Source organism: Pseudothermotoga sp. (assembly GCF_031962025.1).
Classification (GTDB): Bacteria; Thermotogota; Thermotogae; order Thermotogales; family DSM-5069; genus Pseudothermotoga_B.
On sequence record NZ_JAVRKW010000002.1, the window covers coordinates 203,116 to 223,201 of the forward strand.

Annotated in this window: 20 protein-coding genes and 1 tRNA gene; 5 read left to right on the top strand and 16 right to left on the bottom strand. The window is 41.4% G+C overall.

Annotated elements, in window-relative coordinates:
* The 8 genes from AC4E92_RS02860 to AC4E92_RS02895 form a co-directional block, all read right to left on the bottom strand.
* On the bottom strand, nucleotides 1–813 hold an 813-nt coding region (locus AC4E92_RS02860; protein ID WP_490239078.1), incomplete at its 3' end, for an HD-GYP domain-containing protein.
* A 216-nt stretch (nucleotides 814–1,029) separates the two neighbouring features.
* Nucleotides 1,030–1,602, bottom strand: a complete 573-nt coding sequence (yihA, locus tag AC4E92_RS02865; RefSeq protein WP_490239079.1) for a ribosome biogenesis GTP-binding protein YihA/YsxC — start codon at nucleotides 1,600–1,602, stop codon at nucleotides 1,030–1,032.
* A complete protein-coding gene (lon, locus tag AC4E92_RS02870; protein WP_490239080.1) occupies nucleotides 1,593–3,938 on the bottom strand; it encodes an endopeptidase La in 2,346 nt (781 codons plus the stop codon). The genes yihA and lon overlap by 10 nt, the downstream gene beginning before the upstream one ends.
* Entirely contained in the window at nucleotides 3,922–4,359 is a 438-nt protein-coding gene (gene tsaE, locus AC4E92_RS02875; protein ID WP_490239081.1) for a tRNA (adenosine(37)-N6)-threonylcarbamoyltransferase complex ATPase subunit type 1 TsaE, read from the bottom strand. Before tsaE ends, lon begins: the two co-directional genes overlap by 17 nt.
* A gap of 38 nt (nucleotides 4,360–4,397) precedes the next feature.
* A complete protein-coding gene (locus AC4E92_RS02880; protein WP_490239082.1) occupies nucleotides 4,398–5,159 on the bottom strand; it encodes an inositol monophosphatase family protein in 762 nt (253 codons plus the stop codon).
* A gap of 44 nt (nucleotides 5,160–5,203) precedes the next feature.
* Nucleotides 5,204–5,278, bottom strand: a tRNA-Val gene (locus AC4E92_RS02885).
* Nucleotides 5,279–5,925: 647 nt separating this feature from the next.
* Nucleotides 5,926–7,779, bottom strand: a complete 1,854-nt coding sequence (locus AC4E92_RS02890; protein WP_490239083.1) for a TRAP transporter permease — start codon at nucleotides 7,777–7,779, stop codon at nucleotides 5,926–5,928.
* A 48-nt stretch (nucleotides 7,780–7,827) separates the two neighbouring features.
* Nucleotides 7,828–8,790 carry a TAXI family TRAP transporter solute-binding subunit gene (locus AC4E92_RS02895; protein WP_490239084.1) on the bottom strand — a complete coding sequence of 321 codons (963 nt, stop codon included), beginning with the start codon at nucleotides 8,788–8,790 and terminating at the stop codon, nucleotides 7,828–7,830.
* 403 nt (nucleotides 8,791–9,193) lie between these two features.
* Between AC4E92_RS02895 and AC4E92_RS02900 the strand changes: the two genes are divergently transcribed.
* Genes AC4E92_RS02900 through lysA form a run of 4 tightly spaced genes read left to right on the top strand, consistent with a single transcriptional unit; the run spans nucleotide 9,194 to nucleotide 13,045 of the window.
* On the top strand, nucleotides 9,194–10,165 hold the full coding sequence (locus AC4E92_RS02900) for an ABC transporter substrate-binding protein (RefSeq protein WP_490239085.1): 972 nt from the start codon (nucleotides 9,194–9,196) through the stop codon (nucleotides 10,163–10,165).
* Entirely contained in the window at nucleotides 10,162–11,124 is a 963-nt protein-coding gene (locus tag AC4E92_RS02905; RefSeq protein ID WP_490239086.1) for an ABC transporter permease, read from the top strand. Before AC4E92_RS02900 ends, AC4E92_RS02905 begins: the two co-directional genes overlap by 4 nt.
* Nucleotides 11,121–11,867, top strand: coding sequence for an ATP-binding cassette domain-containing protein (locus tag AC4E92_RS02910; RefSeq protein ID WP_490239087.1), 747 nt, complete (start codon nucleotides 11,121–11,123; stop codon nucleotides 11,865–11,867). The genes AC4E92_RS02905 and AC4E92_RS02910 overlap by 4 nt, the downstream gene beginning before the upstream one ends.
* A gap of 29 nt (nucleotides 11,868–11,896) precedes the next feature.
* The gene (gene lysA, locus AC4E92_RS02915) at nucleotides 11,897–13,045 is read left to right on the top strand and encodes a diaminopimelate decarboxylase (protein WP_490239088.1); all 1,149 of its coding nucleotides are present in this window, start codon (nucleotides 11,897–11,899) and stop codon (nucleotides 13,043–13,045) included.
* Here lysA and AC4E92_RS02920 read toward each other — a convergent pair.
* The 8 genes from AC4E92_RS02920 to AC4E92_RS02955 all read right to left on the bottom strand — a co-directional run bounded on the left by AC4E92_RS02920 (nucleotide 13,032) and on the right by AC4E92_RS02955 (nucleotide 18,474).
* Entirely contained in the window at nucleotides 13,032–13,352 is a 321-nt protein-coding gene (locus AC4E92_RS02920) for a YbjQ family protein (protein ID WP_490239089.1), read from the bottom strand. The genes lysA and AC4E92_RS02920 overlap by 14 nt on opposite strands.
* A gap of 58 nt (nucleotides 13,353–13,410) precedes the next feature.
* Entirely contained in the window at nucleotides 13,411–14,070 is a 660-nt protein-coding gene (locus AC4E92_RS02925; protein WP_490239090.1) for a GntR family transcriptional regulator, read from the bottom strand.
* A 22-nt stretch (nucleotides 14,071–14,092) separates the two neighbouring features.
* Nucleotides 14,093–14,407, bottom strand: a complete 315-nt coding sequence (locus tag AC4E92_RS02930) for a tripartite tricarboxylate transporter permease (RefSeq protein ID WP_490239091.1) — start codon at nucleotides 14,405–14,407, stop codon at nucleotides 14,093–14,095.
* Nucleotides 14,404–15,717 carry an alpha/beta hydrolase gene (locus AC4E92_RS02935; RefSeq protein ID WP_490239092.1) on the bottom strand — a complete coding sequence of 438 codons (1,314 nt, stop codon included), beginning with the start codon at nucleotides 15,715–15,717 and terminating at the stop codon, nucleotides 14,404–14,406. The genes AC4E92_RS02930 and AC4E92_RS02935 overlap by 4 nt, the downstream gene beginning before the upstream one ends.
* Nucleotides 15,718–15,731: 14 nt before the next feature.
* On the bottom strand, nucleotides 15,732–16,496 hold the full coding sequence (locus AC4E92_RS02940; protein WP_490239093.1) for an ABC transporter permease subunit: 765 nt from the start codon (nucleotides 16,494–16,496) through the stop codon (nucleotides 15,732–15,734).
* Nucleotides 16,496–17,278 (bottom strand): ABC transporter ATP-binding protein, encoded by a 783-nt coding sequence (locus AC4E92_RS02945; protein WP_490239094.1) that lies wholly within the window; start codon nucleotides 17,276–17,278, stop codon nucleotides 16,496–16,498. The genes AC4E92_RS02940 and AC4E92_RS02945 overlap by 1 nt, the downstream gene beginning before the upstream one ends.
* Nucleotides 17,262–17,642 carry a GntR family transcriptional regulator gene (locus AC4E92_RS02950; RefSeq protein ID WP_490239095.1) on the bottom strand — a complete coding sequence of 127 codons (381 nt, stop codon included), beginning with the start codon at nucleotides 17,640–17,642 and terminating at the stop codon, nucleotides 17,262–17,264. Before AC4E92_RS02950 ends, AC4E92_RS02945 begins: the two co-directional genes overlap by 17 nt.
* A gap of 334 nt (nucleotides 17,643–17,976) precedes the next feature.
* A complete protein-coding gene (locus tag AC4E92_RS02955) occupies nucleotides 17,977–18,474 on the bottom strand; it encodes a hypothetical protein (protein ID WP_490239096.1) in 498 nt (165 codons plus the stop codon).
* A 268-nt stretch (nucleotides 18,475–18,742) separates the two neighbouring features.
* On the opposite strand from AC4E92_RS02955, the gene AC4E92_RS02960 reads away from it, so the two are divergent.
* On the top strand, nucleotides 18,743–20,074 hold the full coding sequence (locus tag AC4E92_RS02960) for a short-chain fatty acid transporter (protein WP_490239097.1): 1,332 nt from the start codon (nucleotides 18,743–18,745) through the stop codon (nucleotides 20,072–20,074).
* Nucleotides 20,075–20,086 lie beyond the last annotated feature (12 nt).

Sequence of the window (20,086 nt, forward strand, 5' to 3'; positions counted from 1 at the left end):
GCAGAGCTTTTCTGAAAGTCCGAGTCTTTTTGCTATCAAGTAAGACAATCGAGCGGCTCTTTCACTGTGACCACTTGTATAAGAATCCTTCAACTCGAGGCTTTTCACTAGCAATGTCAAGTTTTCAAGCTTTGATTGCAGGTATTCATTGCGGTAGACATTTCCAAGCTGGATAACGAGAAAAGCGCCAAATAATATCGGTACAGCTGATAAACCCAGGTAAACATAGAGCACATAGCCAAGGATAATTACAGGCAGTGTGAGAAAAGCATTTACCAGCGGAACCTTCACTGTGAGCATAAATGTTTTTCCAAAAGGTTGAGGAATAGACAGAGACAAAACTATTGTGAAGAAAAATGAATTCAAAAGCATATACAGCAGAGAGAACAAAGCAACGATCCACATATCTTTTACAATAGACCCTGAAGTGAAAACTCTGAGCATTTCTGATACGATTCCTGTTGACAAACCTATTTGAGCCGTGTTGAAGAGATATTTGTAAATGTCCTTTGTTTTGATGAATATCGCGCCAGAAAGGAGAACGGTCAAGGAAGAGATAATCATAGCTTGAACAGTTGGCAAAAACGCCGCGATGAGAATATTTACTATAAGCCCGCCAGTGATTCTTACAATACCCCCGCCTAATTTCGATACTGTGAACCCTACAAGTTCAAAGGCACAACCAAGTATCAGAAACATCAGGAAAGTGCGATTCAGATCACCGATTCCATTTAAAGAAAACGAAAGAACGATGAAAAATACATAAACAGAGAAAAGAAGAATTATATATGCCCTTAAAGATTTTGACATCATTTATATCAACTCCGCTCTTATACCGGGGTGCTGCTTGCTATATCACCACCACTCAATATTTCCAACTGCAGAAATCAAGAGTGCGAGGAAGCTTCCGGTGAGAATTAATATTTTCCACAGTTTTTTCACAACAATCCCCCCTATATCTCAGATTGAGACTCCGCTTTTGATCTCCGCTCCCCCGCTTCGCTTTTTAAAGATCGCACCCCGGCAAGATTATGCTAAGTGCTGATTGATTTTTTCTATTATATCGCTTACGCCCTGTTTTGTAACCGCAGAATAAGCAATCACATCTGTGCAAAATAATTCTTTGACCACCCCTACTTTCTTCAAAATATCTGTCTTGCTCAGCTTATCTACTTTGCTCAATACGATAAGAACAGGTACTTCAAAATACTGACTCCACTCAATGAACATTTTATCACTCTGTTGTGGAAAAAGTCTACTGTCAATCAAAAGTACGCTCAACCTGATTTTATTTTTTCTATTTTCAAAATATGTTTCAATTAAATTCTTCCAATAATCCCTTTCGGTTTTGGATGTTTTAGCATATCCATAACCAGGTAAATCTACAAAATAATACTTTTTATTGACCTCATAAAAATTAATCGATCGTGTCTTGCCTGGTTTTTTACTGACCTTTGCCAGCTGCTTGTTAAATAATACGTTGAGTAAAGTTGATTTTCCTACATTTGATCTGCCGACAAAACACACTTCACCCAGCAGCGGCTTTGGAAAATCTTTTTCACTATAGGCGCTGATGACAAACTCAACTGTTTTTACAAACATATCTTTTCTACCACCTCATCGATTTTGCTGATGAGAACAAATTCCATCTTTTCCCTGATCTGAGGTGGTATTTTTAGCAGATCTTTCTCGTTGGTTTTTGGTAGAAGGATTCTGTTTATTCCGTATCTGTGAGCAGCAAGGATTTTTTCCTTTATTCCACCAACGGCAAGAACTTTGCCCCTGAGAGTTATTTCTCCTGTTATCGCTGAGTCGTTTCTGACCTTTTTGTTTAAAGCTGAAGATATCATCGCCACGGTCATGGTTACACCGGCAGATGGTCCATCTTTTGGGACAGCTCCTTCAGGGAGGTTTATGTGAATATCACTTTGCTGGAAAAGTTCCTTGCATTGCTCGCCACAGAATGATCTTGCAACGCTCAGTGCGATCCTTGCCGATTCTTTCATGACTTCTCCAAGTCTTCCGGTGAGGATCAATTCTCCTTTACCCGGCATCATCAAAGTTTCTACGATCATCACTGTTCCACCATACTCAGTCCAGGCAAGACCATGTACTGCTCCAATTTCGGGTTTTGTGAGTATCACGTCATTTTGGATAATTTCCTGACCCAGATATTGTTCTATATCCCTGCTGTGTATTACTATGGATTTTTCACCTTCTTCTATTTTCAGAACAGCCTTTCTCATCAACCTTTGAAGTGATCTTGTGAGCTGTCTCACACCTGCTTCTTTTGTATAAAAGTGAATGATTTTTCTCACGGCACTCTGTGAAATTTTGAGTTGCTGTTCATCGAGTGCAAATTCTTTCAAGAGTTTTGGTATGACATACGATTTAGCTATCGCGAGTTTCTCGTGGTCTGTATAACCTTCTAACCAGATAACTTCCATTCTGTCTAACAGAGCAGGTGGAATCGTGTGAGTAACATTCGCAGTTGTTATGAACAGGACATTTGACAGATCGAAAGGTATTTCCAGATAATGATCAACAAATTCTTTGTTCTGTTCGGGATCAAGAACTTCAAGCAGTGCGGCGGCTGGGTCTCCCTGAAAACTCACTGCCAGCTTGTCAATTTCATCGAGCAATAAGACGGGATTTTTGCTCTGCACGTTTCTGATGAGCTGAACAATCCTGCCGGGCATTGCTCCCACATAGGTTCTCCTGTGTCCCTTGATTTCTGCCTCGTCTCTTAAACCGCCAAGAGACATGTGAGCGAACTTTCTGTCAAGTGCCTGTGCAACAGCTCTTGCAAGTGAAGTCTTTCCAACACCTGGAGGACCAACAAAGCACAATATGGGAGCTCTCACCGACTTACTTCTCTTTCTCACCGCAAGAAATTCAAGAATCCTTTCCTTTGCTTCTTCAAGCCCGTAGTGACTTTCTTCGAGAATTTTCTTGGCTTGTTTCATATCCTCTCTGTCCTGGGTTGAATTGTTCCAGGGTAGGTTAATAAGCCAGTCGACATATGTTCTAACCACAGTCGCCTCAGCCGAATACGGGGACATCTTTTCCAGTCTCTCTATTTCTGACAGAGCCTTTCTTTTTACGAAATCTGGTAATTGTGATTTTTCAACATTTGCTCGAAGCTGTGTGGTCTCAGAATCCTTTTCACCCAGCTCTTCTGTTATGGCTTTGAGCTTTTCTCTGAGGAAAAACTCCTTTTGACTTTCCTCTATTCTCTGCTTAACCTTTGTATCAAGTTGCCTTTCTATTTCAAGAATTTCGTTTTCATGCAACAAGATCTGAAGGAGCTTTTCAAGTCTCCTTGCAGGATGAAGTTCTTCAAGCAACATCTGGCGTTGTTCCAGTGAAATTGGCAGCAAAGAGGCTATGAAATCTGCAAATCTACTTGCTTCGGTGGTTTCGGATACGGCAGCCAGTGTTTCATGTGGATATCTCTGTGTATAGAGTGCGTACTTTGAAAAACTTTCCCTGACGCTTCGAATCAAGGCTTCGATTTTTTTGGTTTTCTTGTAGCTGGTTCTTAGAATTTCAAGCCTTGCAATCATTGGTTCGTACTGAACTATTTCATAAGCTCTTGCCCTTTCGATTCCTTCAATCAAGACCCTGAAGGTTCCGTCCGGAAGCTGAACGACTTGCAAAACCTTGGAAATCGTGCCGATTTGATAAAGCTGTTCAAAGGTTGGTTCCTCGACAGATGGATCTCTCTGACTTGTCACAAAAATCAATTGCTGGTATGAATCTATGGAATGTTCAAGAGCCAGTAACGTCTTTTCTCTGGCAACGTGAACTGGCATAACCGTTTGAGGAAAGATAATCATACCATTTCTCAATGGAAGCAAAGGAAGAACTTTTGGAAGTTCAGGAGTTTGAAGAGATTCCTTTGCCAGTTTTTCCAACTTCTCAAACTTTTTTTCCATTCAACCACCTCGAAACAATTCTCTGAACCAGGTCATTTTTCGATTCCATCTGTATCATCCTACCATTTTCGCAAAAGTCAAACAACACCTTTAAGCAGTCCTCAGACCAAAAGCCTTCGAGCCTGTCAGCCCATTCTACTATCAATATTCCATCCTTGTTTTCGATGATTTCCTCAAGATCCATGGTAAGTTCACTGTCAAAATTCTCCAGACGGTACAGATCTACATGATACACCATTGAGTGCCCTTTATAGACGTTGATCAATGAAAAACTCGGACTTCTGACCCGTCCTTTTTCTATTCCAAGACCTTCAGCCATGTCGCTCACGAAAGTAGTTTTCCCAGAACCAAGTTGCCCGTATAACAATACTGTCTGTGGGGGTTTCAATTCCTCTGCAACTATCCAAGCCAGTTTAGACATCTGATGCCTTTCAAGACAGCCAAAATCGTATCTCATACTCACTGATTTTCTTTGATTGAATTGAGAATATCGATCAATTGGTCGTGGAGCAAGCCATTGCTGAAAAGATAATTTCCGCTTTCAAGAGTTGCTTCTTTTCCGGATAGATCTGTTATAGTTCCTCCGGCTTCTGGAACGATAACAAATAGTGGAGCCACATCCCAGGGATTGGCTCTTCTTGCCACGAAAAAGTCAAATCTGCCGCATGCTACATATGCTCCAGCTAATATGGCACTGCCTGTCATTCTCATTCTTCTCACTTTCTTTTCGATGGCGTTTATAAAAGGTCCTGTAAAACCAACGTAGAATCCGACATTTCCTATACTGTCTTTCAACTGCGAGTTGGATGAAACACTTATCTTCTCACCATTTACATAGGCTCCCTGATTTTTAACTGCGTAGTATGTTTCAGATAAAAGAGGATCGTGTGCGACTCCCATGACGACTTTGTTTTTTTCAGCGTAAGCAATTCCTATGGCAAAAGATGGCAAACCATGAACATAATTCATTGTACCATCTATGGGATCTATAATCCATATTCTGTCCCCTCTTTCAAAAAGTCCCTCTTCTGCGAAGATTGCATCTTTGGGAAAATGTTCTCTGATCTGTTGAACTATCATCTGCTGTGCCTGTTTATCACAGTCACTGACAAGGTCCTGAAATGAACTTTTTTCAGTTACATTCAGTGCATGACCCCAGTACTGCATCAAATAAAATCCTGTTCTTCTGGCTAATTTTATGGCAAAATCAAGTCTATCCATAGTTTAACCTCCCTATGAAATAAGGGGTCCCTCGAGGACCCCTCTGGTGGGTGCGGCAGGGATTGAACCTACGGCCTCTTCCTCGTCAAGGAAGCGCTCTTCCACTGAGCTACGCACCCTCAGTTGAGATTTTACCACATCAATTTCGTAAATTCAAGATCCTTTTGATCGTACATTTCAAAACTCCATCCCAAAGTTCTTAACAGGTTTTTAGAAGTTAGGCTAAACAAACTTTTGGTTTAATGATAAATCAGGCAAAATTTTGATTTTTCTTTTCAAAATTCTTTTTAGATGCTGGCTTTTGATTTTCACCTGTCTTTGCAAAATCGTATTATATATAATGGACAGCGCTGACCGGCCGGTGATCAATCTACACCAACGTATGTTGGGATAGGTCTAATCTTTTGGTTTTTGAACTTCAAGCCAGAATATTCTAAATAGGTATTTTTCATTTTTAGACAATTTTTCGATGTACATCGGTGAAGGTCAACTATCCCACTGCTTATAGAATAAAAATGGATATTTTTCGATAGGTTCTCTGACAAAAGAAAAAACATGTGATAGTGTAAAGTAAAGCAGAATAAGACCTGGAAAAAGTAAAAACATTGAAGAAAAAGTGCATTTTTTCATCTTATAGAAAATGGAGTCTTTTGTGCCGAATGTTGATGAAACTACTCAATGAAAGAAAAAAATCGCATTGATGAGCAAAATCAATTTGAAGGATTTTCTTGAATAGAAATTTTAAAAAAGGCGCCACAGGCGCCTTTCATTTTGCTTTTCTCAGAGAAAGCAAAGTGTACAATATAACAAAAGCAATGATGCTGACAATTCTGAGCCAGAAAATGGGGAATAGTGCGAACACTCCTATAGTACAGTAGAGCGTTCTTATGATTATGTTCAACTTTGTTTTAAAGAAACCTTCTATTGCATAACTAAGTGAAATGGCTGAGACAACCCCTGCAACCAGTGAAAATAAATTCTTTATCCAGTTTGCCTGTAACAGAAACCCCGGGTCGTACATGAAGGCAAATGGTATGATCATAGCAATGATACCCAATCTGAAGGCTTGATAACCGGTCTTGGAAGGCCCTGCTCCCGAAATAGAGCTTGCTGCATAAGCTGCGAGCGCCACCGGAGGAGTAATTGCCGAGAACACGGCAAAGTAAAAGACGAACATGTGTGAGGCCAGTGCTTGAAAGCCAAGTTGAATGAGTGCAGGCACAGCCAGAGCCGAAGCAACGATATACGCAGCAGTTGTTGGGAGCCCCATGCCCAGAACAATTGCCATGACCATAACCATTATGAGTGCAAGAAATGGTACATTTTGAGAAAGCGAGAAGATGAAGCTAACAAGTTTGAAGCCAATGCCAGTCAATGTGACAGCACCTACCACAATACCTGCTGCAGCGCATGCGATGGCAACCACGAAAATGTTCTTGGAACCGTCGTAAATAGCGTTGAGGATGCCTTTTGGTCCCATGCGGTACTTTTTGTCAAACAAAGAGACGAACCAGCTTATCATTATGGCTATCATTGCAGCTTTCATTGGCGTATAGCCTTCTAAGATCATAACAACAAGCGCGGCAATCGGAGCCATCACATAAAGTTTTTTCAAAACCTGCTTAACAGGCGGTATCATCTCATCTGGAAGACCACTCAATCCAAGCTTTTCAGCTCTTGTATGAACGGACATGAACACATAAAAATAATAAAGTATTGCGGGTATCAGTGCAGCAATCATGACTTGCTTGTACGGAATTCCCAGGAAAGAAGCCATGATGAAAGCAGCCGCACCCATGATCGGTGGCATAATCTGACCACCACTGCTTGCCACAGCTTCTACTGCTCCAGCAAAGACAGGTGAAAAGCCAAGTTGCTTCATCATTGGTATTGTAAAAGTGCCTGTTGCGTATACATTAGCCACAGCTGATCCTGAGATACTTCCGAACAAGCCAGAGCTGACCACAGCTATTTTTGCAGGACCACCAGTTGCTTTACCGGCGAGTGATTTTGACAAGTCCATGAAGTAATCGCCAGCTCCGCTGTGCTCCAGAAAACCACCGAGGATGAGAAATATCATGACAAAAGTAGCCGAAACACCAATTGGAGTGGAAAAGATGCCTTCACCGGTCAGATAAAGATGCTCGATAATTCTGTCGAATGTGACATACATACCTTTGAACTGTCCGGGCAGAAGATGCCCAATGTACATGTAAAGAACAGAAACTGCCGCGACAATTGTAAGTGCGAGTCCCACGATTCTTCGGGTAGCTTCCAAAATCAGAACAACAAGCAATGTCCCAAGTATGATCTGAGTAATTGTGACTTCATCAACCTGCACGATACGGTACAGAATGGTTTCATAATTTATGATTGCATAAAGACATGGAAGAATCGCAAGTACGAAGAGAATCCAGTCATACCAGGGTACTCGGTCCTTGTGGCTGTTCTTTGTTGCCGGATAAAGGATAAAAGCAAGTGGCAAGGCAAAAATCAGATGGATGTTCCTTTGAAGATAAGCTTCAAACGTGCCAAATAACGCAGTGTAAATATGGAATGCACCCATGGCAATGAGCGAGAAGAACACAAAATAGTATGTTGGACCTGTTAGCTTTCTCATTTATCTCACCTCATAAGAAAGATCTTAGGGGGCTTTCGCCCCCATTTACTATTTTTGCTCTGACCAGAACCTCACTGCCCCTGGATGTGCAGGCACATCTTTGCTTATTGCTTCTTGTGGATTGAGTTCGGCGAGATCAGTAAAAGCTTTTGCAATTTGATCTTTTTTGTTCCAGAGCGTCTCTGCAAGTTTGTATACGAGATCTTCAGGCAGTTTCTCTCCGATCACAAGGCAGGTATAATCACCGACTGTTGGAATGGATTCTGTCACACTTTTGTATACACCTGGCTCTATGTAAAATTTTGTTGTACCAATGTATTCTGCAAGTTTTTGAATCGCTTCCTCATCGACGGGAAGTATAACAACATCTGCTCTGCTCTCTATATCCATGATCACTGAAGCAACACGGCTGATCTGAAACGCAAAAATATCCAGATTGTTATCGCACAACAGATTTGCACCGTCAGTGTAAGAAGCAAATTCAACTCTCCCACCCCAGGATTTGATGTCTGACCACTTCACACCATAACCTTTTTCGAACAGAGACCTTATGACGAACTCGGAGGCTGTACCGGGTGTGAGGGTGGCAAATCTGACTGGAAGTTTCATTCTAATAACATCTCCTAATTTTTTGATCCCGTATTTGGTCGCAAAATCTTTTCTCGCAATGAAGTATGCATACTGTCTGTAAAGGTTTGCAAACAGTACAGTACCTTTCACCGGTTCTTTAAAAGGTTCTATACCTTTCAGTGCCGCGTTGAAAACAGACAGAGTTGTCAATCCTATGTCTGCCTGACCTCTGGAAATAGTTATGATGTTAGATGTTCCTCCACCTGTACCACTTGTTGTAGTTATGACAGATTCAGTCCAGATATTTGCAAGTGTCCCTCCAAGCGCAAACCACGTTCCTCCAGACGGTCCCGAAACGAACCTGAGCTGAGCAGGCCACTGCGCAGCCATGACTGCACTCAACAATACTCCAAGCAAAACGATAGCAAAAGTCCTTCTCACAATTTCACCTCCCTGAATGAGTACGAGCCACGGTTTCATTATGCTATAAGGTATAGCTTTGTTCAGATGAATTTCAGAGGGATTTCACTGCAAGGTTGCAATCACAATCTTTTTTACACTCTGAATTGTTGAAACTTCCCACTTGACATGAGAATAAATTTTCTGGTAGAATATACCAAACAAAATTTGCCGGAGGATTTTGAATGGAGTACAGGACGATTTTGAATCAAAGGGTGGCTCAATTTGCATATGCTTATTGGTGGTTTAGGGGAATGCCCTCTTCCAAGGTTCCCCTAATACCACTTGGTACATAAACAGGGGAATCTGATTAAAAAACACAGGGAAGAGGGCATCCAGAAAGGATGCCCTCTTTTTTTAAAAACTCACTTTTGGGGGTGTTGGTATGAAAAGGTTAATATCCGCTGTAGTTCTGGTTCTTTGTATTGTCGGTTTTGGTGCTGTCAGGGTAGGTATAACCCAGATTGTGGATCATCCGGCATTGAACGCAGTTTTCGATGGAATTGTGAAAGCCGTTGAAGATGCAGGATTCAAAATTGGTCAGGATGTAATCATCGACAGACAAAACGCTCAGGGAAGTATGCAGAATGCTGTAACGATAGCAAAAAAGTTTGCAACTGAGAAGGTTGATATTGTAGTTGCCATTGCAACACCATCTGCTCAAGCCTGTGTTCAGGCAATAAGTGACAGACCTGTTATCTTTTCTGCGGTGACAGATCCAGTTGGAGCAGGATTGATCAAGCAACTTGGGAAGAATGATTCAAATGTCGTTGGAATCTCAGACATGGTTCCAGTGTCAACGCAGCTCAGGTTGATCAAAAAGATCTTTCCCAATGCCAGAAAAGTTGGTGTGATTTACAATCCAGGAGAGGCAAATTCTGTGACTTTGACCAGTATTGCTAAATCCGCTGCTCCATCTTTGGAAATGACTGTTGTTGATATCCCCGGTACTTCTCCAAGTGAAATGATCACAGCTCTCAACAGTATTGGTCCCGGTGTGGATGTTCTGTACATAGGAACTGACAACACCGCCGCTTCTTCGATCGAAGCTATTGGTAGCGCGGCTTTGAGGTTGAAAAAACCTATAGTTGCCGCCGATATAGACATAGCACGCGGTGGAGGAATTGTCGGTTTTGGTTTTAATTACTTCCAGGTCGGTGTAGAGACAGGTCAATTACTGGTTGCTTTGCTCAAGGGTGCAAAACCAAGTGATCTTGAATCACACGTAGTTGGTCCGGATTCGCTTGTTTTGTATATAAACCTGGATGTGGCAAAACAGTTGAATATTGAAATACCATCTGATCTTCTTGAGAGAGCCAACATAGTTGTTAAGGACGGCAAAGAGGTGACCAGATGATACCGATAGTCGAACAGGGACTTTTACTGGCTCTGGCCGCCATGGGTGTATATATATCATTCCGCCTTGTCGATCTTCCTGATCTGACGCCCGATGGTTCCTATGTTCTTGGAGGAGCCGTCGCGGTCGTCCTCCTTCATTCCGGTCATGGGTGGGTCTTTTCGACTTTTATGGCTGCACTTGCCGCCGGTGCGGCCGGTGCTGTCGTTGCGTTTATAACGACGAGATTTAGAATCAACTCACTGCTCGCTTCAATTATGGTGATGACAGGTCTTTATTCACTGAGCATAAGAGTTATGAATGCGCCGAACATGCCAGTACCAAAATTCGATACGGGAAAGATAATGAGCTACGAGCAGATAGTTGGGAAAACTCCCTTAGACGACATACTCGGTGGATCAACCAGTCCAAATTTTGAAGCCAGCGGATTGAGAGCTGTAAGGGTTCCTTTCACAAATCTCGGTGATGGTCACGATCTTGCTGTCATTTCTGCGATTGTCGTGATATCGATTGTGATCATCTCGCTGTTCCTTAAAACTGAATTTGGCACGATGCTTCGGGGTTATGGCAGGAATCGTTTTGCTGTAAAGGTTTTGGGTGTCAATCCGGATCTATTTGCTTACGTCGGGCTCGTCATGGGAAATGTTTTTGCGGGATTTTCTGGTGCGCTGTTTTCCATGTACAGCGGATTTGCCGACGTGAACATGGGAATTGGGACTGTGGTGGTTTGTCTTGCGGCAGTAATTCTTGGAGAGATTGTATTTGGCTCGCATGAGCCGTTGTACGGTGTCGTCTTTCCAGTTGTGGGTGCGTTGCTGTATCAGTTTTTGCTGACATTTGCCATGAAGTATGGATATCGTATTGGTTTTAAGCCGAGCGACATGAAGTTGCTCACAGCGCTCTTTGTCGTTGCCGTCATTGCAATCAGGAGGTTCAGGAAAAGTGAGGTGACCGTATGATAGATATTGAAAATGTCACGGTTGTTTATAACAAAGGGACGCTGGATGAAAAAGTCGCCCTGAGGGATGTTTCTCTCAAAGTCAATGAAACAGAATTTCTTGTCGTTGTAGGATCAAATGGTGCGGGAAAATCTACGCTTTTGAAACTGCTCGTTGGGGATGTAAAGCCAGCTCAGGGCAGCTGCAAAATTTTTGGAATGCCTGTAGTCTCTGAAAAGATATTCAAAAAGACCAGTATAGTCTGTCAGGATCCAAACCAAGGAGTGTTCCCGAATTTGACAGTGGAAGAAAATCTCATGCTCGCCAGTAAAAAAGGTATGAGGGGACTTGGCTTTGGCAAAGTCTGTCCAACGAGCATAGATCTGCTCAAGTCCACGGGAATGGGTCTTGAAGAAGCTCTCAAAAGAAAGGCATCCAAGTTGTCCGGGGGGCAAAAACAGGCACTTGCTATAGTGATGGCTGTTTCTTCAAATCCAAAGCTACTGCTTTTGGATGAACATACAGCAGCACTTGATCCAAAAAGCACGGAAAAGATCATGGAATTGACTGACAGGATAAACAAAGAGCTCGGCACCACGATCTTGATGATCACCCATGATATGACACTCGCAGAACAATTTGGTAATAGTGTGATAGTTATGGAAGATGGAAGAATTTGCACAAAGATAGACAAATCGCAACAGAAAGTAATAGCCTCTCAACTCAAAGCCATGATAAGATCTACTGTGTTTAGCAGTAGATAACAACTTTTATTCAGTTGAGAGGTGGTTTTATGGATTCGCATACGCTTGTAAAAGCCGCAGAGTCTTTTGGCACTCCTGTCTACGTCTACGACCTTCCTTTTATTCGCCAGAGAATTTCTGTTTTAAGAGAAATGTTCAGAGATTTTGATTTCCGCCTTGCCTACGCCGTAAAAGCGAATTTCAACAGAGATATTCTGAGTGTGCTTGAAAAGGAAAATATCATGGTTGATGTTGTTTCTTTTGGAGAATACAACCAGGTTCGCTCGGTTGGTTTCACGCCAGATAGGATAATCGTCAACGGCAATTGCAAAAAAAGAGAAGAGCTTGAAAAATACGTCCAGGACGGTGTTTTTTCTATAAACCTTGATAGCTATGAAGAACTTCTCAGGCTTGAGAAAGTTCTTTCAAAACCAGCAAGGGTATCTATCAGGGTCAATCCGGATGTAGATGCAAAAACTCATCCGCACATTGCAACTGGTTTGAAGGAAAACAAATTCGGTGTCGATTTTGACACGGCATCCAAAATGGTCGAGCGAATCAGGTCGAACAAAATGGTTGATTTAATAGGTCTTCACTGCCATATAGGTTCACAGATAACCGAAGTGGAACCTTATCTTGAAGCGGTTGTTTCTATAAAGTACTTTGCAAAATCGATGAACCTGAAATTGAATGTGTTAAACCTTGGCGGTGGCTGGGGTATAGATTATGGCAATGGCAAAACTCTCGATCTTGAAGAATACAGACAGAAGATTTTCCCTATTTTGAAAGAATTTGGCTCAACGATTGTTCTGGAGCTCGGAAGATGGATTGTTGCTTCTTCGGCTTATCTGGTGGCAAAAGTTGAGTACGTAAAGAGAACCTGCAGCAAAACTTTCATCATGCTCGATACGGGAATGACCCATCTGATAAGACCTGCTCTCTATGGAGCTAAACACAGAATAATACCGTTGTACGAGACGAAGAACCGCAAGAAAATAAAAGCAGACATTGTCGGACCAATTTGCGAAAGTGCCGACACTTTTAGAAAGTCATACACCATAGCAGAGCCAGAAGAAGGTGAATTTGTAGCTATATGTGACGTTGGAGCTTATGGCTATGCCATGGCATCTGATTACAACCTGATACCAAAACCAAAAGAAATCATCTGGGATGGCGATAAATTATTCAGATCTTCTTGATCTTTACAGCCGTTCCATAGGCAAGTACTTCGGCGGCAGATTGCATGATTGAAGAACTACCAAAACGAATACCTACAACGGCATCTGCACCAAGTTCTTCTGCCTGAGCTATCATTCTTTGCAGGGCAATATTTCTTGCCTCGGTCAAAAGCTCTGTGTAAGACTTGATTTCACCGCCTGCGAGTGTTTTAAAAGCCGCAGCTATGTCTTTGCCAAGGTGTTTGGAATGAACAGTATTTCCCATAACAAGACCGAGCGTTTCAGTGATTTCATATCCCTCTATTTTTTCGGTAGTTGTGAGTATCAACCTAACACCTCCTGTGTATATTATAAAAAAACCCGGATTTCACCGGGTTTTTTGCCTGTTAGATCAATCCTTCATTCATTCTTCGTAAAAGCACGTCTTTAACATTGCTGATATGATTTTCAACGGCTTTTTCTGCTGCCTCAACGTCCTGTTGACAAATTGCTTTGTATATCAACAAATGCTCCTGATAAGACTTACTTATTCTTCCAGGGTAGGAGAGAGAAAGTATCCTGACTCTGTGGAGTTTTTCGCCCAGTGAGTTCATGATTTTGGACAATTCTTCGTTACCGGAGCCATTTATTATGGTTCTGTGGAATTCTGAATTAAGACGTGTCAGGTTTTCCAGATCATTCATCTCGGAGGCTACTTGCATTTTTTCAATAATCTGTGCAAGAGCTTGGTTGTTTTTCTGTGCACCTCTTTGAATGAACAACCTAACAGCGAGCTTTTCAAGATACATCCTCAAAAAGAGCAAGTCCTCTATTTCTTTTTTGTTCCATTTTTTCACAATGAATCCTTTGTGCGGTTCAACCAGAACCAATCCCTGTGCCGCTAAATGGTGTAATGCTTCTCTGACCGGTGTTATACTGACTCCGAGTTGCTTTGCAACCGCATCTATCACAATCCGTTCTCCGGGCATGTAATGCCCTTTGAGTATGTAATCTTTGACTGTCTCGAATACCTCTTCTCTGAGCGATTTATGACTTGCTTTTTGCATTCAAAACCTCCTTGTATAAAAATTATACCCTGGATGTTTTGTATTTTTTCACAGCCGCGGAAATTAACGGGTAGAACAAAGACAGGGCAGCCAATGAAAGCAGGGCTATTGATATACCGGAATTGAAAAAGATAGAAAAACTACCATTGGACAGCATCAAGGATTGTCTAAAGGACTGTTCAAATTTCCTGCCAACAACACTTGCCAGAATCAAAGGAGCAGTTGGTATATCGAGCTTTCTCATTGCATATCCTAAAAGCCCAAAGAGTATGAGTAGGTAAAAATCAACTACACTCAGGTTGATTGCATAAACGCCGATAAAGCAAAGTCGTTTCATTGAATATTTTTTTTAATCCACTCTGCGATGTCTTGGACAACTTTTTGAGAAACATTTGCAGGCTGCTGGTATTCAATTGGTGTAGAGGGTCCTTCGCCAGCAATAAAAAGGTGATTGAGATCGTCGTAAATTTTGAATGTGACAGTTCCTTTATTTTTAAGAGCTTCATACCACATCTGAAAATCCTTCATCGTCACCTGATAATCACGCCTGCCCTGCATTATTAAGATGGGAATATTCAAAGATTTAGCTACTTTTATTGGATCATAATTTAATAGATCTTCCCAGTAAACCTTTGAAGCACCAAGAACTGTTTCGCCTTCTTTTAACTGATCTTTCTGGATGCGTTCCAGTTGATCTTTCATATCTTGAAGTTGCTTTGCTTCGTTTTCATCGATTTTCCCATCCAGTGAAAAGATGTACTCAAGTTGATCCAGAGCATTTATTATGTATAATCCCCTTGCAGCTGGTGCAAGCAGAATGATACCTGCCAGTTGTTCTGATCTTGTGGCAATTCTGGGTGCGAGCGTTGCTCCAAGGCTGTGCCCAAGGATGAATATTCTTTTTTTATCTATTTTGTCAAATTTTCTGAGTAAATCTATGGCAGCCAGTGCGTCGTCCACCGTCTCGTCGTTGACTGTGAAATTATCCATCATCTGAATGCATTCCTGGGGATACACTTTTGTGCGTTTATCGTATCTGAGTACAGCTATACCATTACTCGCAAGCCCCCAGGCGATATCTTTGAACGGTTTATTTGGGCCGATGGTTTCGTCTCTGTCATTTGGACCAGAGCCGTGAACAAGAACCACCGCGCTGAATGGACCATCACCTTCTGGTAGTGTCAGAACTGCAGGCATTTTCCATTGACCGTTTTCCACAACGCATTCGATTTCTTTGAATTTATCGATTGCGACATATTCTGGTATCATGTAAGTTCTTTCTTCGACATAAGGCAAAAACTGCAAACCTGCTATCTTTTCCTGTTGATCAAAAACGATTCTGGCATCTAGCCTCATTTTTTCAAAATCACAGCCGACGAAAACCACGTTGTATCCCTGTTCGGTTGTACTTTTCAATCTGAGAATCTGTTTGAAATTCCCAACCTGCAGATTCAGTGTTTTCCAGAAAGATTCAAGTGTGAGATTTGATTGTTCTAAAGCATCCAGCATGATCTGTGAAACCATATTTTGAGCATTTTCAAAATTTCCAGTTGAAAGATAGTGGATGAACATCGCTGCTGTTTGTTCACAAGATGCAAAAATCAAAGTCGAAACAGTCATTAAAAAGACTACGATTGTTCTTTTCACAGGATCACCTTCCTTCAAAATTCTTTCTTTAAGAACGTACCGTAACTCAATAAGAAGAAAAACACAGATATTGCAATCAATCCAAGTGAATACTCTATGTCCAGATGACCTGTCTGGAATATCTTTCCACCCAGGATGTAAACATAGGTGTTTAAAAACCTGGTGAATCTTATCATGCCCATTACCGTGGTAATTGCCAGAAGTCCAACGCAGATCAAGATGGGTTTGACCTGATCATTTGATATGACAGAGAAAAACATCGTGACGACAAACCAGAAGATCGCACCAACTACTGTGTGAATGAGAAAAGCAACTAAAAGCCCGTAATTCAGCTTTTTGCCGGCTAAAAACGAGTAGATACCTGGAAGAAGTGACAGAACAATCATTACAGCAGCAGTCGTCGACATTGCTAAAATTGATTTTGAAAGGAATATCTTTTTTCTGTCCTTTCTTGCCAGAAGAAATTCCATGGTTCCATTCTCAGTTTCTCTTGCAAAGAGCGGAAAAGCCATTATTATTGCCAAAATTGGTACCATCTGCCCCAGGTTTTTTCCGAACCACTGGCTGTAGATATAAAAATTCCAGTCGCTCAGATTGTTTATGAAATCTTTTGGTAAGAGTTTTTCAAGAAATCTGGGTGCGTTTTGTATCTGTGCGTACTGCTGTAACATCTGGACAGTTACATTTTGAAGTGGAGCCAGAACGAAGAACAATCCCACACCTATGAGAAGGATCACAAATGCTCTGAGTTTCATATCGTAGAATTCTTTTTTTAACATCATCTCGCCCCCTTAACTATGGCTTCAAAGATCACATCGAATGTGGCAGGTTCGATTGATCCTTCTGCGAATTGCCTTCTGGTAACGTATATGTCTTCGCTTTCAGTGCTTTTATAATAAAATCCATCGATCTTCTTGCCTTTTGGTACCACACACAGTACATATCTTTCCTTCAAATCGTCAAGGTGATCCATTTCGACAATCTTTCCTTTGACCATTATCGCAACTGTATCGGCGATCTTTTCAACCTCTGCAAGGATATGACTTGTGTAGAAAACCGTGCTTCCATTGTAGGAAAGCTGTCTAATCATATCTAAAACTCTGTTTCTCATGATTGGATCCAATCCCCAGGTTGGTTCATCCATGAAGTAGATCTGTGCTTTTTGAGAAAGCACAATAGCCATGTAGGTTTGTGTGAGCATACCGTGTGATAGATTTGCTATCTTTTCTTTGAGAGGTATCTGAAAATCCTGAAGAATCTCAAAAGCTTTTTGCTTGTCAAAGTTTTCTGTGATCAACGAGGAAATCTCAACCATTTTCTCAACAGTCAGATATCTGTACAGCTCTTTTGTCTCTGGCAGATATGCAAAAGAACCATTCAAATTGATCTTCCCAGAATCAGGTTTCCTTAAGCCAAGGATACACTTGATAGTGGTTGTTTTTCCAGCACCGTTGGGTCCTAAAAGTGCAAAGATACAGCCTTCTTGAACTTCAAAACTGATATTATCCACTGCCTTTTTGCCTGTGTAAGATTTTGAAAGCCCTTCAACTTTCAGCACCATTATCATCCCTCCGATAGATTTGCTTTAATCTTTCTGAAAGAAACTGCTGGTCTATACCGATTTTTTTACATTGCTCAACGCTATTGTCGAATTGGGATATCAATCGATTCACAAAATCCTGTTCATCCAACTCTCCAACGACGTAACCTTCTCCCCTGACGAGTTTCAGCACACCTTCGTTTGTGAGTTCTCTATAAGCTCTGGCAACGGTGTTTATGTTCACCTGAAGATCTTCAGCCAGAGTCCTTATAGAAGGAACAAATTCTCCTTTCTTCAATTTGCCTGACTTGATCAAAGTTTTCACCTTTTCCATGATCTGTTTGTACACAGGTACATGTGAGCCAAAATCTATTGAAAACCACATACGCTTACCTCCGTATACTGTACTATCACAATATTACAGTGGTAATGTAAACTGAAAGTTTCATAAAAATAAATTTCGTTCTAAGCAGTCTGCCGCAGGTGGTCAAATTTTTTAAAGTGACAAAAAACAAAAACCACAGATGAGCAGATCTGTGGTTTTGACCTCCTTACAATTTTATCTGCCGTTGAACTTTGAAATAGTTTGACATCACAAGATCAGTCGGTTTGAAATCAATTCTGACATCTGCCTGAGAGGTATTGAATTAACCTTATACAGTCATTTTGCTTTTAAAAACAGTTTGAAGAGTTTTCTTTCATGTTCTTTTTGCAAAAACTCATTGAACAATAGGTTTTGGATAAACATATACTATTTCATTCTTTTTGAATATCACGGCAAGGTAAATTTCGTTGTCGCCTTTTAGTGTTATAAACGGAATAGTGTATGGAGCTCTTGTCTGACTTGATGTATTTTTAAGCATAAGGTGCAAAAGATAAACTTTATCAACATCATCTGGTTTCATGCTTATATCAAAGGAATAAATCAAGGTAGCTTTAGTTTCATAAATGCCCAGATATTCAACCTTATTACCCAGCGTGGAAATGGTGGCTCTGAGTTGATTGATAAATTCTGATTTTTTAGCACTCACATCTTGGTCTGTGGACAATGTTTTGACATAACTGTCAATGTCTGTAGTATTTGTTATCAGATTCTGCAGAGCGTTGGCAAGACCCCGTGCACGACTTTCAATGGTTGTTGGTTGCTGTGGCTGTTGTTCAGCACATGAGAAAAGCAATAATGAAGATATCACCAAAATAAAAGCCAGTTTTTTCATCTTCATCCCTCCATTACTGATTATACCTGAGATTCACAGAACAGGTCAAAACAGATATCTGTGATTTTTGATGTGCTTTGTATAGTTTACAAACGCCCATGAGTTTTTTGAATTTCAGAAAGATCAGAAAGATAGAGAAATATATCACAAAGTAAAGTTAATTTTGTTGTAGTGATTAAATTGAGTGAGAAAAGCACCTGGTTTGCTTTTTCAATAGCCGATGTTATAAAATGAATATGCAATATTCCAATGCGAGGAGGGTGAGACAATGCTAAGGGTTTTGGGTGCTGCTTTTTCAAGGTTTGCAAAGAGGTACTTGCCGGATGCTTTGATCTTTGCATTTTTGCTGACACTTCTCACATTTGTACTGGGTATGATCGTACAGCAAAAAAGCCCCATGGATATGGTTCGCTACATGGGCGATGGTTTCTGGAATTTGCTTTCTTTTGCAATGCAGATGTGTCTTGTGCTCATGACCGGACACATATTAGCTTCGACCAAACCAATGGCAGCCATTCTCAGATCCATAGCTAAGATCGCGAACACACCTTTCAAAGCAGTTGCGCTGGCTTGTGTTGTCATGATTGTAACAAGTTATCTCAACTGGGGTTTTGGTTTGATCTTTTCGTCACTTTTGGCGATCGAGATCGCAAAGAACATGAAAGGTAAAAAACTGCACTATCCACTGCTTGTTGCTTCTGCGTACTCTGGATTTCTGGTCTGGCACGCAGGACTTTCTGCATCTGCACCGTTGCTCGTCAACACAAAGGGACATTTTCTTGAAAAGTCCATAGGTTTGATTCCAGTTTCACAGACAATTTTCTCCCCAATTGGTTATTTACCAGTTCTGGTGTTGCTCTTCACACTGCCTTTCATCATGGCAGGAATGCATCCAATAAAAGATGAAGAAATAGTGGAAGTTGATCCGGCTGTCTTTTCAGAGGCAAAGAAAGCCCCCAAGAAAAACTGGTCGGAGATGACACCGGCAGAGAAGATGGAGTACAGCCCGGTTCTGTCAATGATCATTGGTGTTATTGGACTGGTATACATCTTCTATTATTTCATCGTCAAGAAAGGTTCTCTTGATCTCAACATAGTCAATTTCATCTTTTTGATGGCTGGTATTCTGTTGCATGGTACTCCAAAGAATTTCATCAACGCGGCTATCGAGGCTGGAAAAACTGTGTGGGCGATTGTGGTTCAATTCCCGTTCTACGCAGGTATCATGGGTATGATGATAAATTCTGGACTTGCTGCGACGATTGCCAACTGGTTTGCTTCTTTCTCCACTGCAAAAACACTTCCTCTGTTCACTTACTGGAGCGCAGGTTTGATAAATTTGTTTATTCCATCCGGTGGAGGTCAGTGGGCTGTGCAGGGTCCCATCATGGTTCAGGCGGCGCAGAAGATCGGTGCATCTGTTCCCAAGGTCATCATGGGTGTTGCGTGGGGTGATGCATGGACAAATATGATTCAGCCATTCTGGGCTTTGCCACTGCTTTCAGTTGCAAAGCTCGACATCAGAGACATCATGGGTTACTGTGTGATGGCTTTGATATGGAGCGGAATCGTCACAAGTTTGCTTTTCTTGGTCTTGTGATCGGTTTTTGAA

Excerpts from the sequence above, each read along its gene's own strand:
- AC4E92_RS02910 (WP_490239087.1), top strand. The coding sequence starts at position 11,121 with ATGATAGATATTGAAAATGTCACGGTTGTTTATAACAAAGGGACGCTG.
- tsaE (WP_490239081.1), bottom strand. The coding sequence starts at position 4,359 with ATGTCTAAACTGGCTTGGATAGTTGCAGAGGAATTGAAACCCCCACAG.
- AC4E92_RS02945 (WP_490239094.1), bottom strand. The coding sequence starts at position 17,278 with ATGGTGCTGAAAGTTGAAGGGCTTTCAAAATCTTACACAGGCAAAAAG.
- AC4E92_RS02890 (WP_490239083.1), bottom strand. The coding sequence starts at position 7,779 with ATGAGAAAGCTAACAGGTCCAACATACTATTTTGTGTTCTTCTCGCTC.
- AC4E92_RS02940 (WP_490239093.1), bottom strand. The coding sequence starts at position 16,496 with ATGTTAAAAAAAGAATTCTACGATATGAAACTCAGAGCATTTGTGATC.
- AC4E92_RS02925 (WP_490239090.1), bottom strand. The coding sequence starts at position 14,070 with ATGCAAAAAGCAAGTCATAAATCGCTCAGAGAAGAGGTATTCGAGACA.
- lon (WP_490239080.1), bottom strand. The coding sequence starts at position 3,938 with ATGGAAAAAAAGTTTGAGAAGTTGGAAAAACTGGCAAAGGAATCTCTT.
- AC4E92_RS02930 (WP_490239091.1), bottom strand. The coding sequence starts at position 14,407 with ATGAAACGACTTTGCTTTATCGGCGTTTATGCAATCAACCTGAGTGTA.
- AC4E92_RS02955 (WP_490239096.1), bottom strand. The coding sequence starts at position 18,474 with ATGAAAAAACTGGCTTTTATTTTGGTGATATCTTCATTATTGCTTTTC.
- AC4E92_RS02880 (WP_490239082.1), bottom strand. The coding sequence starts at position 5,159 with ATGGATAGACTTGATTTTGCCATAAAATTAGCCAGAAGAACAGGATTT.
- lysA (WP_490239088.1), top strand. The coding sequence starts at position 11,897 with ATGGATTCGCATACGCTTGTAAAAGCCGCAGAGTCTTTTGGCACTCCT.
- AC4E92_RS02950 (WP_490239095.1), bottom strand. The coding sequence starts at position 17,642 with ATGTGGTTTTCAATAGATTTTGGCTCACATGTACCTGTGTACAAACAG.
- yihA (WP_490239079.1), bottom strand. The coding sequence starts at position 1,602 with ATGTTTGTAAAAACAGTTGAGTTTGTCATCAGCGCCTATAGTGAAAAA.
- AC4E92_RS02900 (WP_490239085.1), top strand. The coding sequence starts at position 9,194 with ATGAAAAGGTTAATATCCGCTGTAGTTCTGGTTCTTTGTATTGTCGGT.
- AC4E92_RS02905 (WP_490239086.1), top strand. The coding sequence starts at position 10,162 with ATGATACCGATAGTCGAACAGGGACTTTTACTGGCTCTGGCCGCCATG.
- AC4E92_RS02960 (WP_490239097.1), top strand. The coding sequence starts at position 18,743 with ATGCTAAGGGTTTTGGGTGCTGCTTTTTCAAGGTTTGCAAAGAGGTAC.